Origin of the sequence: Cellulophaga tyrosinoxydans, from assembly GCF_900176415.1 — a bacterium.
Classification (GTDB): domain Bacteria; phylum Bacteroidota; class Bacteroidia; order Flavobacteriales; family Flavobacteriaceae; genus Cellulophaga; species Cellulophaga tyrosinoxydans.
Genome location: NZ_FWXO01000004.1, coordinates 36,107 through 54,106, shown reverse-complemented (window position 1 = coordinate 54,106; position 18,000 = coordinate 36,107). Strand labels below are relative to the sequence as shown.

At 33.2% G+C, this 18,000-nt stretch carries 16 protein-coding genes; 11 read left to right on the top strand and 5 right to left on the bottom strand.

Going from position 1 to position 18,000, the window contains the following annotated elements; all coding sequences use genetic code 11:
* The first annotated feature begins 26 nt into the window (after positions 1-26).
* Together B8963_RS11730 and B8963_RS11725 are read left to right on the top strand one after the other, a co-directional pair.
* Positions 27-2,426 (top strand): TonB-dependent receptor, encoded by a 2,400-nt coding sequence (locus B8963_RS11730; protein ID WP_084061722.1) that lies wholly within the window; start codon positions 27-29, stop codon positions 2,424-2,426.
* Positions 2,427-2,445: 19 nt separating this feature from the next.
* Complete coding sequence (locus tag B8963_RS11725) at positions 2,446-2,991, top strand: type 1 periplasmic binding fold superfamily protein (protein WP_084061721.1); 546 nt, start codon at positions 2,446-2,448, stop codon at positions 2,989-2,991.
* Between the two features lie 102 nt (positions 2,992-3,093).
* On the opposite strand, the gene B8963_RS11720 is transcribed toward B8963_RS11725, so the two are convergent.
* Positions 3,094-6,003, bottom strand: a complete 2,910-nt coding sequence (locus B8963_RS11720; RefSeq protein WP_084061720.1) for an FAD-binding and (Fe-S)-binding domain-containing protein — start codon at positions 6,001-6,003, stop codon at positions 3,094-3,096.
* A 93-nt stretch (positions 6,004-6,096) separates the two neighbouring features.
* Here B8963_RS11720 and B8963_RS11715 point away from each other — a divergent pair, with 93 nt between their 5' ends.
* Together B8963_RS11715 and B8963_RS11710 are read left to right on the top strand one after the other, a co-directional pair.
* Positions 6,097-6,612 (top strand): hypothetical protein, encoded by a 516-nt coding sequence (locus B8963_RS11715; protein WP_084061719.1) that lies wholly within the window; start codon positions 6,097-6,099, stop codon positions 6,610-6,612.
* A 90-nt stretch (positions 6,613-6,702) separates the two neighbouring features.
* Positions 6,703-7,815 carry a TlpA disulfide reductase family protein gene (locus B8963_RS11710; protein WP_084061718.1) on the top strand — a complete coding sequence of 371 codons (1,113 nt, stop codon included), beginning with the start codon at positions 6,703-6,705 and terminating at the stop codon, positions 7,813-7,815.
* A gap of 73 nt (positions 7,816-7,888) precedes the next feature.
* On the opposite strand, the gene B8963_RS11705 is transcribed toward B8963_RS11710, so the two are convergent.
* Together B8963_RS11705 and B8963_RS11700 are read right to left on the bottom strand one after the other, a co-directional pair.
* Positions 7,889-9,526, bottom strand: a complete 1,638-nt coding sequence (locus B8963_RS11705) for an LVIVD repeat-containing protein (RefSeq protein ID WP_084061717.1) — start codon at positions 9,524-9,526, stop codon at positions 7,889-7,891.
* 144 nt (positions 9,527-9,670) lie between these two features.
* On the bottom strand, positions 9,671-10,321 hold the full coding sequence (locus tag B8963_RS11700; protein ID WP_084061716.1) for a rhomboid family intramembrane serine protease: 651 nt from the start codon (positions 10,319-10,321) through the stop codon (positions 9,671-9,673).
* Positions 10,322-10,379: 58 nt separating this feature from the next.
* Between B8963_RS11700 and B8963_RS11695 the strand changes: the two genes are divergently transcribed.
* On the top strand, positions 10,380-11,261 hold the full coding sequence (locus B8963_RS11695) for a lysophospholipid acyltransferase family protein (RefSeq protein WP_084062150.1): 882 nt from the start codon (positions 10,380-10,382) through the stop codon (positions 11,259-11,261).
* Between the two features lie 65 nt (positions 11,262-11,326).
* Here B8963_RS11695 and glmM read toward each other — a convergent pair whose 3' ends face one another.
* Positions 11,327-12,715, bottom strand: coding sequence for a phosphoglucosamine mutase (glmM, locus tag B8963_RS11690; protein WP_084061715.1), 1,389 nt, complete (start codon positions 12,713-12,715; stop codon positions 11,327-11,329).
* A gap of 95 nt (positions 12,716-12,810) precedes the next feature.
* Here glmM and B8963_RS11685 point away from each other — a divergent pair, with 95 nt between their 5' ends.
* The 6 genes from B8963_RS11685 (at position 12,811) to B8963_RS11665 (ending at position 17,178) form a co-directional block, all read left to right on the top strand.
* Positions 12,811-13,395, top strand: coding sequence for an acyl carrier protein phosphodiesterase (locus B8963_RS11685; RefSeq protein ID WP_084061714.1), 585 nt, complete (start codon positions 12,811-12,813; stop codon positions 13,393-13,395).
* Between the two features lie 35 nt (positions 13,396-13,430).
* A complete protein-coding gene (gene ggt / locus B8963_RS11680) occupies positions 13,431-15,119 on the top strand; it encodes a gamma-glutamyltransferase (protein ID WP_084061713.1) in 1,689 nt (562 codons plus the stop codon).
* A gap of 10 nt (positions 15,120-15,129) precedes the next feature.
* Positions 15,130-15,846, top strand: coding sequence for a hypothetical protein (locus B8963_RS11675; RefSeq protein WP_084061712.1), 717 nt, complete (start codon positions 15,130-15,132; stop codon positions 15,844-15,846).
* Positions 15,847-15,849: 3 nt separating this feature from the next.
* Positions 15,850-16,002 (top strand): hypothetical protein, encoded by a 153-nt coding sequence (locus tag B8963_RS16030; RefSeq protein ID WP_200810833.1) that lies wholly within the window; start codon positions 15,850-15,852, stop codon positions 16,000-16,002.
* Positions 16,003-16,094: 92 nt separating this feature from the next.
* Complete coding sequence (gene ppnP, locus B8963_RS11670; RefSeq protein WP_084061711.1) at positions 16,095-16,376, top strand: pyrimidine/purine nucleoside phosphorylase; 282 nt, start codon at positions 16,095-16,097, stop codon at positions 16,374-16,376.
* Positions 16,377-16,413: 37 nt separating this feature from the next.
* Positions 16,414-17,178, top strand: coding sequence for a YoaK family protein (locus tag B8963_RS11665; protein ID WP_084061710.1), 765 nt, complete (start codon positions 16,414-16,416; stop codon positions 17,176-17,178).
* Positions 17,179-17,188: 10 nt separating this feature from the next.
* On the opposite strand, the gene B8963_RS11660 is transcribed toward B8963_RS11665, so the two are convergent.
* A complete protein-coding gene (locus tag B8963_RS11660; RefSeq protein ID WP_084061709.1) occupies positions 17,189-17,947 on the bottom strand; it encodes an XRE family transcriptional regulator in 759 nt (252 codons plus the stop codon).
* Positions 17,948-18,000: the final 53 nt, after the last annotated feature.

Sequence of the window (18,000 nt, the reverse complement as noted above, 5' to 3'; positions counted from 1 at the left end):
CTTTTTTAACTTAATTAAGAATTTAAATGCGTTTATACATATTCTGTATGCTGTTTATGTACAGTATGCTATGTTTTTGTCAGCAGTGTAATTATACGCTTTCTGGTACAGTAACAGACCTCCATGATGATTCCATCTTAATTGGTGCTACAATTACTGTTTTGGATGAAGAAAAATCAACACTTGCGGACTTTGATGGGAAGTATAGTATTTCTGGCTTATGTGCCAAAACTTATAGCATAGAAGTTTTACATCCTAGTTGTGATGTGCGGTACTTTACTATTAAAATATCTGGGAATGTAACTGCAAATTTTCAGCTAGAGCATCATATTGAGCAACTAAATGAAGTTATTATAAATGGGAAGGCTTACGGTGATAACTCTAAAACATTAAGCCAAAAGACCATTACAAACAGTACGTTGGAAACCTACAGCAATAGCTCACTAGGGGACGCTTTAAATACTTTAAGCGGCATTTCATCTCTTAATACGGGTAATAATATAGTTAAACCAATAATTAATGGTTTACATAGTTCTCGCATTGTCATTATTAACAATGGGGTCCGGATGGAAGATCAAGAATGGGGTGAAGAGCATGCGCCGAATATAGATGTAAACGCGGCTGGAGGGCTTACGATAATAAAAGGAGCAGCTGCGGTGCAATATAGCGGAGATGCAGTTGGAGGAATTATTGTTGTAGAGCCTTTAAAATACCAAGTTAAAGATAGTTTATATGGAAAGACATTAACTACTATTTCTTCGAATGGGCGTGGTACTTCGCTTACCTCACAGCTAATAAAAACTACTAAAAGTGGTTGGTATGGTAACGTTCAAGGACTGTTAAAACATTCAGGAGATTTTAATGCGCCTAACTACATATTAAGTAATACAGGAGTTTTGCAGCAAAGTTTTTCTACGGTAATTGGGCTTAATAAGTATAAATATGGGATAGATGGGTATTATTCTTATTTTAAAAATGAAATTGGAATTTTAAGAGCTTCGCATTTAGGAGGAGCTGAGGATCAAGTGCGAGCAATAAATAGTGTTGTTCCTTTAATAGTTGAGGATTATACTTACGCAATTGATGCTCCGAAACAAGATATAGTTCACCATTTAGCACGAATTAAAGCCTTTAGTAAAATTAAAGGCTTAGGTAAACTTAGTTTGCAGTACGATTTTCAGAATAACGATAGGTTAGAATTTGATATTAGACGTGGAGATGATAAAGACGATCCATCTTTAGACTTGGAACTAAAATCCCATACAATCCTGCTTGATTTTGATGCCAAAATATCAGATTCATTGAATTTTAAAACAGGAGTTTCAGCTAAATATCAAAACAATTTTGCAGATCCATCTACTGGCGTAAGACGTTTAATACCTGATTATGATGAGTATAATTTTGGTGTTTATGCTGTTGCGGATTATCAAATAAATGATAAATGGCTATTGGAACTCGGAGGAAGATTTGATTATAGTTTTATAGATGCCTACAAATTTTATTATAGTACATTCTGGCAATCTAGGGGTTACGATGATCTGTATCCTGATTTTGTTGTCGAAAAGTATAACACTCAAGTATTAACCAATCCTAAATTTACTTATAACAATTTATCTGCAACATTCGGCGCAGCATACAATTTTAAAGAGAGTTATAAGTTGCTTTTCAACTATTCTTTGGCTTCCAGAGCACCCAACCCGTCCGAATTGTTTAGTGATGGCTTGCATCAAAGTGCATCGCGAATTGAAATAGGAGATTTACAATTTCAATCTGAAATTGGGAATAAATTTTCTGCAACACTGCAAGGAAATAAGGGAGATTTTTCTTTTTCGGTAAATCCATATATAAATCTAATTAAAGATTTTATTGTGAATGAACCTACATCAGTTTTGACTACTATTCGAGGTAATTTTCAAGTATGGGAATACCGTCAAACCAATGCTCAGTTACTTGGTGCAGATATTGATGCTAGCTATAATTTTAGTGATAATTTTAGTTTTAAGCATCAATTTTCTATCGTTAAAGGATATGATGTTTTAAAGGATGAACCTTTAATTAGTATGCCACCTGTCAATACTAAGAATGAACTTATTTATCAAAATATAGGTTTCAATAATCTAAAATTTTCTATAGAAAGCAATTATGTTTTTCGCCAAAATGAATTCCCTGATAACAATTTTGAAGTTTACCTAGCAGAAACGGAAACTACAGAAGATGTTGATGTAAGTACTCCGCCAGATGCTTACCATCTAATAAACATTAAAGCTAGTATGGATTTCAATATTAATAAGATTTCAAAGCTTTCAATAGCTATTGGAACTACCAATTTATTTAATACCTCTTACAGAAATTATCTAAATCGTCTGCGCTACTATGCGGATGATTTGGGTAGAAATACCTTTTTAAATATAAAAATCAATTATTAATTATTAAATTTTAAAACAAATGAAACAAGTAAATTTATTTAAAGCAGCAATTTTCACACTTTTTGTTGGTCTAACTTCATGTTCCGATGATGATACACCAGAATTAATTAACGAAGAAGAAGTAATAACTACATTAACTGTAACACTAACACCAGATGATGGTAGTGCAACGGTTATTTTACAGTCTCAGGATTTAGATGGTACTGGTGCTGATATTACCGTATCTGGAGTATTGTTAGCAAATACTAACTACAGTGGAAGTATAGTTTTACTTAATGAAACAGTTAGCCCTGCAGAGGATATTACTCTTGAAGTAATTGAAGAAGCAGAGGAACACCAATTTTTTTATACTGTAGGCAGTGGATTAAATATAACTACTTCATATGACAATTTTGATAGTAATGATAATCCTTTAGGTACTGAATTTACAGCTGTTACAGGAGAGGCCAGTAATGGAACTTTAACATTTACATTGCGTCATGAGCCTACAAAACCAAATACTGGAATTTCTGATGCTGGTGGAGAAACAGATATTTTAGCGTCATTTAATGTTGTAGTACAGTAAAAAGATTAAATAAAGCTTAATTTTAATATAAATGCACCAAATTGAATAATCTAATTTGGTGCATTTTTTTTAGCTTAATAAGCAAGGTAATATGAAGCTTTTTTAAAGTAATGCCTCATTTAAAATACTGATTGGGTGCTTTGCCTGTCTTTTAGTTCCGTCATAAATTTGATGCCTACAACTGGTTCCATTTGCTGAGATTATAGTTTCTTCCGATGCCTTTCGTACTGCAGGAAATAATTTTAATTCGCCAATTTGCATACTTACTTCATAATGTTCTTTTTCGTATCCAAAAGAACCAGCCATACCACAACATCCAGAAGTAATAATGGTAACTTCGTAATTTTCTGGTAAATTTAAAATATCAAAGGTCACTTTTTGATTGGATAGTGCTTTCTGATGGCAATGTCCATGAATTTTTATTTTTTTTGACTCTTTAGTAAAAAGATCAGCTGTGATCACACCATTTTTTATCTCGCTAGCCAAAAACTCTTCAATAATAAAAGCATTTGCGGCAATGGCATTTGTAGTTTCTTTGTCTTCAGTAAATCGTTTGTATTCATCTCTAAAAGTCAAAACTGCAGAAGGTTCCAATCCTACAACAGGAATATTTTTAGCTGCATAAACTTTTAATTTGTCGATGTTGTCTAACGCAATTTTTTTGGCTTGTTTTAAAAATCCTTTTGAGATGTAAGTTCTTCCACTTTCGGCAAAAAATAATTGCACATCATAACCTAGTTTTAATAGTACATTAATAGCATCTTTCCCTAACTCAATATCCATATACTGAGTAAATTCATCAATATATAAAACAATAGATTTTTTAGATGTAACATACTCTAATCTAGTTTTTTCGAGGTGTTTATTGAAATTAAAATTATAAACATTTGGCATGCTACGCTCCTTGGCTACACCAGAAGACTTTTTTAGTAAGCCTCCCAAAGTTTCGGAGTTATAAATGGCATTAGTTAATCCGGATAATTTGCTTCCTATTTTGTTTAGTTTTGTGTTATGTGCAAATAATTTTGAACGTAAAGAATACCCGTTTTCTTCTTGATATTGATATAAAAATTCTGCTTTTAAAGTGGCGATGTCCACATTACTTGGACATTCACTAGCGCATGCTTTACAGCTTAGACAAAAATCAAAAACTTCTTTTAATTCTTTTTGATTAAACTTATTTGCGGCATCTGAAGTGGTTAAAAATTCTCTTAATGCATTGGCTCTACCCCTTGTGGTATCTTTTTCATTTTTAGTAGCATGATAACTTGGACACATTCCACCTGCACTATGGTGTGTTTTTCTACAATCACCACTTCCGTTACATTTTTCCGCAGCTTTTAATATTCCTTCACTATCAGAGAAATCTAATAACGTTTTAATTTCTGGCTCTGTACGATTTATTTCATATCGAAGTGACTCGTCCATAGGGAACGCATCGACAATTTTACCAGGATTAAAAATGTTTTTAGGATCAAAATACGATTTTACACGTTTTAAAAGTTGATAATTTTTATCCCCAATCATTAAGGGGATAAATTCAGCTCTTACAATTCCATCACCGTGTTCTCCACTAAATGAGCCTTTATATTTTTTAGTAAGTTTAGCAACATCAGTGGTGATTGCCCTAAATAATTCTACGTCTTCAGATTTTTTTAGGTTTAAAATAGGGCGTAAATGTAATTCCCCTGCTCCCGCATGTGCATAATAAACTGCGTTTTGTTGGTAACCTGCCATAATTTGACTGAATTCCCCAATAAAATCATTTAAATCTTCCACGGCTACCGCAGTATCTTCAATACAAGCAACAGCTTTCATGTCGCCCACAATATTACCAAGTAAACCTAATCCGGCTTTTCTAAGTTCGGCAGCCATTTTACCTTCTTCATTATTCAAAATAGCATTTGCATAACTCAAACCAGAGGCGTTAATAGTATTTAGTAACGCATCTATTTGTGCTTTTAGGTCTTCTTCAGTATCTGATTTTACTTCTAGCATTAACAATGCCGCAGGATCACCGGAAACAAAAAATCTATTTTTTAATTGCTCTCGATTGTTTTTAGTACAATCTAAGATGGTTTTATCCATCATTTCGCAAGTGTGTAAATTGTGTTGCATGGTTGGTACAACATCCATCAAACAATCTTCTAATGTGTGGTAATGCGTAACTACCATAGCCGATAACTTTGGTGGTAGTTTTGCTAATTGCAAAGTAATTTCTGTGGTGAAAGCTAAGGTTCCCTCACTCCCACTTAATAATTCGCAAACATTTATATGTTTTTCTGGCCCACCAAAGACATCACTCTTAAGGAGCATATCAATAGCGTAACCTGTGTTTCTTCTATGAATTTGTGGCTTGGGAAACTCGCTAATAATCTCTTCTTGTGTATCTTTATTAGATAATTCCTCGTATAAGTTTTTATAAATTGAGCCTTCTAGTGAGTTTAGTTTTGTTTTTGCAATAAATTCGTCAGAAGTTAATGCCTTGAACTCCACTTCTTCTCCATTAGATAATACGGCTTTTAAGCTGGCTGTGAATTCACGTGTAACACCATATCGGATGGAAGTTGTTCCGGAGGAATTATTACCCACCATGCCGCCAATCATACACCGATTTGCTGTGGAGGTATTCGGTCCAAAAAATAATCCGTAAGGCTCTAAGTAAGAATTTAATTCATCGCGTATAACTCCTGGTTGAACAGTAACTTGCATTTTTTCTTGATCAACCGAAAGTATTTGGTTTAAATGTACAGATACATCCACAACTAAACCATCACCCACACATTGCCCAGCTAAAGATGTTCCAGCTGTTCTAGGAATTAATCCTATGTTATTTTCCTGTGCAAAAAGAATCAGTTTTTTAATATCTGAAGTGCCCTTTGGAAAGGCAACCCCTAGAGGAGTTTTTCTGTAAACAGATGCATCGGTAGCGTATAATGCTTTAGAAAGTGTATCAATTCTTAATTCTCCTTTTAAACTTTCTCTTAATTTTTCTAAACGTAAAGTTTCCAATCTTCTAATTAATTTGAATGCTAAATTAAGTTTTTATTAACTTCAAAACACTAGTAATATGCTATTTTTGAGCTGAAATTTTAAATAAAAACTATGAAATTGTTAAAAATTAATTTTCTATTTCTTTTTGCATTGCCATTGTTGATACATGGTCAAAGTATGTCTGATAACACCATAGGTTTAAGACTTGGTGATAGCGATGGACTTGGTGCTGAAATATCCTATCAAAAATCTATAAACAGATCCAATCGTTTGGAACTAAATCTTGGATTTAGAGATAGTCGTGCGTACGATGCATTTAAACTTGCCGGACTTTATCAATGGGTAAGACCATTAGAGGGTGATTTTAACTGGTATTATGGCTTTGGAGGTGGATTAGGAAGCGTAAATTTTGAACCTAGACCATCTAGTAGCAATCCAAATTTTGCTGAAGAAGTAGATGGGGGTCTGTTTGTTTTTGGAGCAGGAAATCTAGGTATTGAATATAATTTTGATTTTCCTTTAGTAATTTCATTAGACATGAGACCAGAAATTGGACTTATAGGTTATAGTGGATTTTCTGATAATTTTGATTTTGATATTGGTTTAGGAATAAGATATCAATTTTAATGCATCTGCAGATCAATAAGGAACGAATTTATTATGGCCTTTTTTTTGTCTAAAATATAATTACATTTGCGAAAATAAAATATTACACTAATGAAGAAATTAATACTAGGATTATTTGCAACAGCACTTTTGGTGTCATGTAACAGCAATCCTGACGGATTTTCAATTGAGGCTAAGATCGATGGCGAGATTGAAAATGGAACAAAAGTTTATTTAAAGAGAATAAATGAAGTAAACCAACCAGTTGACGTAGATACTACAACTGTTGAAAACGGTAAGTTTACTTTTACAGGAAAAGCAGATTCACTTGACCTGCAGTACATATTTATAGACAAATTACAAGGGAACATTCCTGTAATTATCGAAAATGGTACTATTGAAATTGGTTTTCAAAAAGATAGTATGGCTTTTGCCAAGATAGAAGGAACAGAGCAGAATGATTTATTTTATAAGTTCTTAGAGAATAGCAGAACTTTTTCAAAACGTGCAATGTCTATGCGTAATGATTTTGAAAAAGCTAGAGCCAATGGAGATTTAGCTACTCAAGAAGCTATACAGGCCGAAAGTATGGAAATGCAAGAGCAGGCAAAAAACTATGAAATAACTTACATTAAAGAAAATCCAAATGCCCTAGTATCGGTTTTAATCTTAGAACGTGTTTTAATGGGACAAGGTTTACCAGAAAATGAAATAAGTACTATTTTTGAAGGTTTTACACCATTAATTAAAGAAACTGCAACGGGTAAAAGAATTAAAAAGCAATTAGATTTAACAAAAAGTACTGCCATAGGCTCCAAAGCACCTGAGTTTTCTGCTCCAACACCAGACGGTCAGCAATTAGCATTAAAAGATGCCTTAGGGAAAATCACCATTATAGATTTTTGGGCAGGATGGTGTAGACCTTGTAGAGCTGAAAATCCAAATCTTGTAAATATTTATAATAAGTATAAAGATAGTGGTTTAAGTATTTTAGGAGTTTCTTTAGATAAATCAAAAGAAGAATGGGTAGCGGCTATCGCAGCTGATGGTTTAACTTGGAATCAAGTATCTAATGTGCAATATTTTGATGAAATTGCTAAAATGTATAATGTAAGAGCTATACCTGCAATGTTTATTTTAGATGCTAATGGCGTTATTATTGCTAAAGATCTTAGAGGTGCAGAATTAGAACAAAAAATAGCTGAGTTAATCGGAAGTATTTAATTCCAGTATTAACCAAATAAAAATGCCCAATATGTTTTAAACATATTGGGCATTTTTTAATTTAAACGTTGATTTAGAATTTATCTAATAAATCGGTATAATTTCCAGTAACTGTTGCTGAGTTAGCCTTAGTAACTTTTCCAGTAATGTATACGTCTGAATTGGCACCTACAAATTCTAATTTAGCACCTTCATTTAAGATTAAATCACCGTAAATAGTTAAGTTGCCTTCTACTCTAAATGTAGCATTTTTATTAATAGTGATATTCTTTTTACCATTATTACGGCCTACAATAAATGAACCATTCATTTCAAAAATACCGCCTTCGTTTACAGTAACATCACCTCTTACAGTCCATGATCCACAAAGTAATAATTGACCACCAATATTTACATTGTTTAGTCTTTTAGCACCAGTGTATGCTAATACTTCGCCAGTATTTATGTTTAAATTTGCACTACCTTGATACTCGATTACATCTGTACATTTTTGAACTAAACTGCCACTTGGTTTATTCATTTTAATAATCTGCAAGCCTGCTGTACCAGATGCTGCAAAAATATAATCACCCTTAGAGGCTACAAAGTTTATAGAGCCATCAAGGTCTATAATTCCAACAGGAATAGTACTATCGGATGCTTCTTCTGATATAGATAATCCAGCACCACCATTGGCCATTAAAATAACCTCTTCATTTACGGCAACTGCATTAGTTACATTATCGGCTGCATCTGATCCAGATGGGTTAATAAGAATTGGAATATACTCAATAAAATCACCTGTTAAGCTATTGTAAATACCGGCTCCATTTGATCCTTCAGAAACAATAATTCTGTTATTTGAAAAATCTAACGTTCTTTTAGAGTTTAAACCAAAATCTGAAGTGATTCCTATTTCTTTTAAAATTGAAAAATTAGAATCCAATATAGATACACCTTTACTTGCGTCAAGAACGGCAATTTTACCATTATCTATGGTTACTGAACGTAAGTCGGCAAATGGAAGTTCGTTTTTAATTTCAACACTATTTTTATCATAAACGGTTAAAGAACCATCTTTACCGCTAGTAACATATAAATTATTGCCAGAAATAGCAACATCTGTTGCAATGAATCCTTCTTGAAAACCATAAGTAATTCCTGCATCAATATTAATTTTTCCATTAGACACTGGTATTTTTGCTACAAAAGAATTGGTAGTCGCACGTACTGATTTTTCGGCATCTACTCCACCTGCAATATAAATGTACCCATTGTCATATACCACAGAATTTATATCTGCATTGGTATAGTATAATCTAGAAGTTAATTTTGGATTATATGGATCTTTAACATCAATAACATCAATGGCGCCAACATAATCCGAATCTACGGTGTTGTACGATACATAAGCAATATCATCCACTATATTTACATGTGTTGCCGTTAGGTTTTCTCCTCCTGTAAAACTTGGAGGCATTACCTGCGCTATCAATGATAATGGATAATTTCCTGCAAGTTCATCGCCTTCTTTTCCGGTTTTACCAGAAACAGCGTCATTGCTAGTGATGTCTAAAACACCCGCTTTTTCAAAGCTAATACTTTGGTTAAGAAAATCTTGATTGTCTTGTAAGCTTAAATTGCTGTTGGAATCTTCAAATACTGTAGTTTCATCAGAACATGACGAAATAAAAACTAGCGTAAACGCTAATAGTAGGGAAACTCTTTTCATTATAAGTAGGTTTTATTAGAGATTGGGTTCTCTTTTAACGCCAAAATTAGAAAAATTGTATAGGCTGCTTATTTTTTTTCGATAAACTACTTAAATACCAATGTTTTTTTACATTTAATCCTAAGAATAGAACTATTTATCGGATTAAATTTTACCTATTTTCTGAAGAATAAATAACAAAACAATAGGAATAGCGAGTAGTCCAACCATTAAAGTATCTGTCTCTAATAAACTCGGTAGAAATATTAAAGTGGTAACATAACCTCCAATTGCCCCTCCAAAATGCGCCGTATGTCCAATATTGCCTAATCTGCTCTTCATACCATAAATGGAATATAGCAAATAACCGATTCCGAAAACGTAGGCAGGGATTGGTAATGGAATAAATAGTAATCCTAAAGTCATATTAGGTTCAAAAAGTATTGCGGCGTAGAGTATTCCAGTAACTGCTCCACTAGCCCCAACCGCGGAGTAATAGGGTTCATCTTTATGAAACACTAATGATAGCAAAGAACCTGCTAATAAACTTATCACATAAATAATTACAAATTTTATAGGATTTAACCAATCTATCACTACAGGTGCAAAAAAGAACAGGGTAAACATGTTGAAAAACAAGTGTGAAAAATCTACATGTAAAAATCCAGAGGTTAACATGCGATCTTTCTGTCCGGCATTGATAGCACCTACAGAGAATTTATAGCGATCAAAAAAATTACTGTCGTTAAAACCCTTTAGAGACATTAAAATATTAATGGCAATAATACCTACAATTACTAAATGTAAATCAAACATATTTTTTACTATTCTGTTTGGTTTCAAATATAGCTATATTTGCGCTATAATTTTAGGCATGCAACTACTAGTATTTATTTTAGTTTACCCAATACTTTGGTTTATTTCTATTCTACCATACAAGCCATTTTATTGGCTTTCGGATTTTGTGTTTTTTCTTGTTTACACGCTTTTCGGCTACAGAAAAAAGGTAGTCTATGCTAATTTAGTACTTGTTTTCCCTGAAAAGGATAAAAAAGAATTATTAAAAATACAGCGCGAATTTTACAGTCATTTGATTGATACTTTTATGGAAATGATCAAAACCATGTCACTCTCCAAAGAGGAAGTAAAAAAGCGTTATCATGTTTTGAATATTGATGTTTTAAAAGAAATTGAAAAACATAAAAGTGTTTTAATTGTTTGTGCACATTATGCAAATTGGGAGTGGAATGTGAGTATTAATAATTATCTAGATACTCATGGATATGCAGTATATCAAAAAATAGCAAATAAGTATTTTGATAAATGGATTAGAAAAGTGCGTGCTCGGTGGAATACTACGCTAATTACTCAAGAAGAAACTGTGAAAACGGTGGTTAAAAATGTACGAGATAATAAAAGAAGTGTGTATGGAATGGTTAGTGATCAATCTCCACAGGCGCACAGAGCACCTTACTGGACCCAGTTTATGGGTGTAAAAGTTCCTGTGTTTAGTGGCGCAGAAACTATGGCACGTAAAATGGATTTGGCTGTGGTGTTCTTAAAAGTATCAAAAGTAAAAAGAGGTTTTTATCAAGCGGAGTTTATTCCAATAACTACTGCTGGAAAATCTACTGAAGAGCATGAAATAACAGATAAGTTTTTACGACTTACAGAAGAACAAATTAGAGAGCGCCCTGAACATTATTTATGGACACATAGACGCTGGAAGCATAAGGATAAAGCTGATCAGCATTAAAAAAGGGAGCGATTTTAAATCGCTCCCTTTTTGTATTTCAAGTTGCTAAATAATAGATAATCGTTTTACAATCCAGCAATCTCTTTTATTTCACCTATAATTCTGTCGGCTAATGCATCTGCTTCGGATTGAGATTTAGCTTCGGTGTATATTCTAATAATAGGTTCTGTATTAGATTTTCTTAAATGCACCCAATTCTCAGGAAAATCGATCTTTACGCCATCAATGGTAGAAATTTCTTCATTTTTATAGTTATCCGCCATAGTGACTAAAATGCCATCCACATCTAAACCAGGAGTTAATTCAATTTTTTTCTTACTCATGAAATAGGAAGGGTAGCTAGCTCTTAAGTCTGCTACGGTTCCACCTTTTTCAGCCATTAACATTAAAAATAAAGCGGTACCCACTAATGAATCTCTTCCATAATGACTTTCTGGGTAAATGATTCCGCCATTACCTTCACCACCAATAATAGCTTTATTGGCTTTCATTTTAGTCACAACATTTACTTCACCCACTGCAGCAGCTTCATACGTTCCGCCATGCTTTTGGGTGATATCTCTTAAAGCTCTAGAAGATGATAAGTTAGATACTGTATTTCCTTTTGTTTTACCTAATACATAATCAGCACAAGCCACTAGGGTATATTCTTCGCCAAACATTTCACCATCATTGCTAATAAATGCCAAACGGTCTACATCTGGGTCAACAACAATTCCGAAATCAGCTTTTTCTTTAACTACCAATTCACAAATATCTCCTAAATGCTCTTTTAATGGTTCAGGATTGTGTGGAAAATGGCCGGTAGGATCACAGTACAATTCTACAACCTCTACTCCTAATTCTTTAAGAAGTTTGGGAATAGCAATTCCACCTGTAGAATTAACACCATCAACCACCACTTTGAATTTGGCTGCTCTAATTGTATCAGCGTCTACCAAAGGAAGTTCTAATACTTCATCAATATGTATGTCTATGTAAGAATCATTTTTGGTAATAGTACCTAAATCATCCACTTCAGAAAAATTAAAATCTTCCTTTTCTGCTATGTCTAAGATAATTGCACCTTGAGCAGCATCTAAAAACTCACCTTTTTCATTTAATAATTTAAGGGCGTTCCATTGTTTTGGATTATGACTTGCGGTTAAAATTATACCACCATCGGCATTTTCCAGCGGCACAGCAATTTCCACTGTAGGTGTTGTAGATAAATCTAAATCGATAACATCTATCCCTAACCCTACTAAAGTAGAAACCACAATATTTTGGATCATTTCACCAGATAAACGTGCATCCCTACCAATAACTACTTTTAGTTTTTCTTTTTTAGAATACACTTTTAACCATATGCCATAGGCCGCAGCAAATTTTACAGCATCGATTGGCGTTAAATTATCACCTGGCTTACCGCCAATGGTTCCACGTATTCCAGAAATAGATTTAATTAGTGTCATAGTTATTAATAAGTTTTTTGCAAATATAAAGGTATAGACCTAAAAGCTAGTAGACTTATTTGTAAATTCGATAGGAATAGTCTTTCTTTCGTCCTATGAATTTTTTAGCACATATATATTTATCCTTTGGTGATGAGGAAATAACCCTCGGTAATTTTATTGCAGATAGCATTCGCGGCAACAAATACAAGCATTTACCCGAACGTGTACAGAAAGGTATAAAATTGCATAGACATATAGATACGTTCACTGATGCGCATCCAACGGTAAGAAAAAGCACTAAAAGACTTCACGAAAACTATAGCCATTATAGTGGGATTATTGTCGATATTTTTTACGATCACTTTTTAGCCAAAAATTGGCCAAATTATTCCGACATTCCTTTAGATACTTTTGTGGATAATTTTTATGATTTATTAGAGAATAACTACGAAATACTGCCCGATGCCACAAGACATATAATGCCTTATATGATTGCTGATAATTGGATTTTTAATTATTCAAAAATGGAAGGGATTAGTCGTGTTTTGGATGGTATGAATAGGAGAACCAAAAATAGGTCTAAAATGAATTTTGCGATTCTAGATTTAGAAACTTATTACGTAGAATTTGAAAAAGAATTCACTATCTTTTTCGAAGAATTAATTAGTTTTTCTAAACAAAAATATATTTCACTTTAAATAAAATCAACAGGTTTGAAAAATCATAACAATATATGAAAAAGTATAGCTATTTATTTTTAGTTCTATTTGTTTTTATCAACTGTAAAAACCAGCAGGCAATTACTCCTACAGGATTGGTAACCCAAAAAGCGATGGTTGTTTCTGCGCGTGAGGAAGCCTCTAAAATTGGTGCTGACATTATGGCGAAGGGCGGAAATGCTTTCGATGCTATGGTTGGTACACAATTAGCATTAGCCGTGGCCTACCCTAGAGCCGGTAATATAGGTGGTGGCGGTTTTATGGTCTACAGAAAAAATACTGGAGAAGTGGGTACTTTAGATTTTAGAGAAAAAGCACCATTATCTGCACATCGCGATATGTACTTAGATTCTTTAGGTAATGTAATTCCCGATATGAGCACAAAAGGAGCAACTTCGGTGGGGGTACCAGGTTCCATTGCAGGAATTATAGAAGTGCATAAAAAGCTAGGGAAACTATCTCTAAAAGATATCTTTGAACCAGTAATTGCTTTAGCTGAAAATGGTGTTAAAGTCACTGAAAAACAAGCAGAAATACTTAAAGGCTATCGGAAAACTTTTATTGAAGTAAATAGCGATAGCACTAAATTTGCTTCCGTTTATAACGCAGGCGATGTAATCAAATATCCAGCATTGGCAAAAACTTTAAAAATAATTCAAGAACGAGGTCATGACGGATTTTACAAAGGAGAAATTGCTCAGAAATTAGCAGCATTTATCCAAAAAAATGGTGGTTTTGTAACTGAAGAAGATCTTGCAAGATATCAAGCAGTTTGGCGCGATCCTGTACGGTTTAATTATAAAGATTTAAATATTATTTCTATGGCTCCACCAAGCAGTGGTGGTGTTACGATGAATCAGATATTTAAAATGATTAAGCCTTATGATCTCGCTACATTCGGACATAATTCAGAGAAAACCATTCAAGTATTAACAGAAGCTTTCAGACGATCCTATGCCGATAGAAATTACTATTTAGGTGATCCTGATTTCGTGGAAATACCTTTAGATTATCTTTTAAAAGATTCGTATTTAAAACAACGCATGTCCAATTTTTCTTTTGACAAAGCTACAAGTTCTGAAGCCGTTTCACATGGTAAAGTGGAGGTTGTAGAAAGTATGGAAACAACCCACTACTCTATTATAGATGCCGATGGCAATGCTGTTTCTGTAACTACTACCTTAAATGGTAATTTTGGTTCTAAATTGTATTGTGATGAATTAGGTTTCTTTTTAAATAATGAAATGGACGATTTTAGTTCCAAAGCTGGTGTACCTAATATGTTTGGTTTAATAGGTGCAGAGGCAAATAATATACAACCAGAGAAGCGTATGCTTAGTAGCATGACGCCTACAATTGTGGAAAAAGATGGAAAATTATGGATGGTCGTTGGTACACCAGGCGGATCCACTATTATCACTGCAGTAGCTGAAACAATTTTAAATACTTACGAATTCAACTTAAGTATGCAAGAAGCAGTTAATGCGCCTAGATTTCATCATCAATGGGTGCCTGATGTTCTAATTTTTGAACCAGATGGATTTTCACCAGAACTAATTACAAATTTAAAAGCCAAGGGATATCAAGTTAACATAGAAAACAATACGATAATCGGTAAAGTAGATGCAATTCTTGTGTTGCCTAATGGTCAATTAGAAGGTGGTGCCGATAGGCGTGGTGATGATAAGGCAGTCGGATTTTAAAAATTAGAAGATGAATAGATTTCTAAAACGCGCTTTTAAAGTGTTATTAATTGTCTTGGGATTACTTATGCTCACAGCGGGTATTCTATATTTTAGTTTTAATGAATCACTTCCTATAGGCACTAATCCTAATGATGCAGATGCACTAGCTCAAAAAATGTTAATAGCCGTAAAAAACTCCGAATATGAAAGTACGCGCTTTTTAGAATGGTCATTTGCAGGTGGTAGACACAGTTATAAATGGGATAAAGAAAATGGCAAAGTTGAAGTAAAATGGAGTAAATACTTGGTGAATTTAAATTTAAATAAGACCAATAAAAGTATTGTTTTTGATAATGGAAAACGGGTAATTGGATCTGAAAAATTAAAATTGATAAGTAAAGCCTTAGCATATTTTAATAACGATTCTTTTTGGCTTGTTGCCCCTTTTAAAGTTTTTGATTCGGGAACAACCAGATCAATAGTAACATTAGAAAATGGTTCGGAAGCGCTTTTGGTAACGTATAAATCTGGAGGAACAACGCCAGGAGATTCGTATTTGTGGGAATTACAAGAAAATGGATTTCCTATTAGTTTTAAAATGTGGGTGAAAATTATTCCTATTGGCGGACTAAAAGCAACATGGGATGATTGGCAGGTGATGGAAAATGGAGTTTTTCTTCCTGTTTCACATAAAATTGGTCCGGTAACTTTAGATATGGGTGAAGTACGCGCTTATAATGAATAAATTATGCCTAAGAAAGGAAAAGAAAAAAACACCAAAAACAAAGCTAAGCATAGCAAGCTTATGAATAGGAAAATTAATAAGCAACGAGATGAAAAAGAACTGCGTAAGCAACGATTGAAAGCGATCATTAAGAAATCGAAAGAAGTTGAAAAATAATTTAAATAGCACAAAATTTTTAGGCTTTGTGAAGCGTATTTATTCCTGCTAAATTCTATTTAGATTTACCAAAAATTTAATTCTTTAATTATATGTTTAAAACAAATACCTATTTTGATAATACCGTGATATCTGTAGCTTACGAAAATAAAAATGGTAAAGCAACTGTTGGTGTTATGAAGCCAGGAGAATATACTTTTGGTACAAGTACCGTAGAATTTATGACTGTTATTTCTGGCAACATGCAAGTGCAATTAAAAGGTGAAACAACATGGAAAACCTATAAACCATTCGAAACTTTTAAAGTAGAGGCCAATAGTTCTTTTAATGTAAAAGTTAGTGAAGAAACATCATATAATTGTGTGTATGAATAATTAACAGTAAGCAAAAAACATTTAATTCTATAAAAAAATGTTCCGGCATCAAGGAAAAAGTAGAACTTTAAAACATAATCTGCGTATTGCTACAGTTCTGTCTTTTGTTGCAGGAATAGTTAATGTTACAGGTTTTTTGTCTTTTAAGGAATTGACTACAAATGTCACCGGACATTTTGCTCTATTTATAAATGATGTTGCTAATTTTGAATTCTGGAAAGGAACAATTTATTTTCTATATATTTTCTCTTTTCTTTTTGGTTCCTTTTTATCTAGTTTTTTAATTGAAAAATTAAAAGAAAATAAGCAACATCACATATTTCTACTACCGACAATACTAGAGTGTATAATATTAATTGCTATAGGAGTAACTAGTAATTTTGTGCTAATTACATATCCAAATCTAATTGTTTGTTTGCTTCTATTTGCTATGGGGCTTCAAAACTCTTTTGTAACTAAAATTTCAAATGCAGTTGTGCGAACTACCCATTTAACTGGGCTTTTTACTGACTTAGGAATTGATATTTCTCAGCTATTTTTTCCGAAGTCACATCCACAAAGAGATAAACTCAAATCAAATATTAAACTTCGAATTTATATTATTTTATTCTTTTTTGCAGGCGGTATCCTTGGTGGCCTTTTGTATTCAAGATTTAATTTCAAATTAAATACTTTGATATTTGGCGCCTTGATTTTAGTGGCAAGTCTCGTTTATGATGATTTAAGATTTAAGTTTATTAAGATTAGAAGAAGTTACATTCAAAACAATAGAAACAGAAATGATAAAACCTTAATAAATTAAATTAAATTACTTAATTCTTATTTTTCAACTGACGCTTCAATTCTTCCATAGATTCTTGCAATTGTTTTAAAAGTCCAGTTTCTGTGGTAGCATCAATACCAAAAGTAATTTTACTATTTACTTGCCAAATCTCTTGAATCTGGAACGGTTTTATTTCATACGGAGGGTAATTCTCATTTAAAGAAACTAAAGTCACGTTATTAGAATTTGGCTTTTTAATTACTTTTTTCACCAAAACAGCATCTTGTAATACGACCACATAAATTTTATTAGGACTCACATCATCTATGTGCTCAATGGCTTTGGCTAGTACCCACTCCCCCGGCCTTAAATTAGGTAACATACTATCTCCTTCTACTTGAAAGCCTCTATAGGTAGCATTTCTAAACTCCGGGATAGGCAAATCAAATGCTGGTAATTGCTGATACCAACTCGTATCTTGAATATTCTGTGGATAACCAGCTGCAGCTTTTGCATTTACCAATACCATATTTTCTCGATCGGCAGAATCAACGGTAACAACTTTTGGAATGACGCTCGTGTGCGAAGTTTCAATATATTTGGTGTCACTTTCGCCAAATAACCATAGTGGATTAATTTTATATTGCTTTAAAAGCTCAGCAACAATTTTCCCAGAAAGTTTAGTTCTGCCTCGCTCAATATCCGCTGTAGTATTAGATACACCAATGATTGCGGCAAATTCTGCTTGGGTAAAACCCAAATCTCTTCGTATTTCAATAAAACGTTTCAGGGTAATTTCGTTTTCCATAATCCTTTAGTAATAAGTCAAATATACACAATTTGGATATATTCCAAAATTTA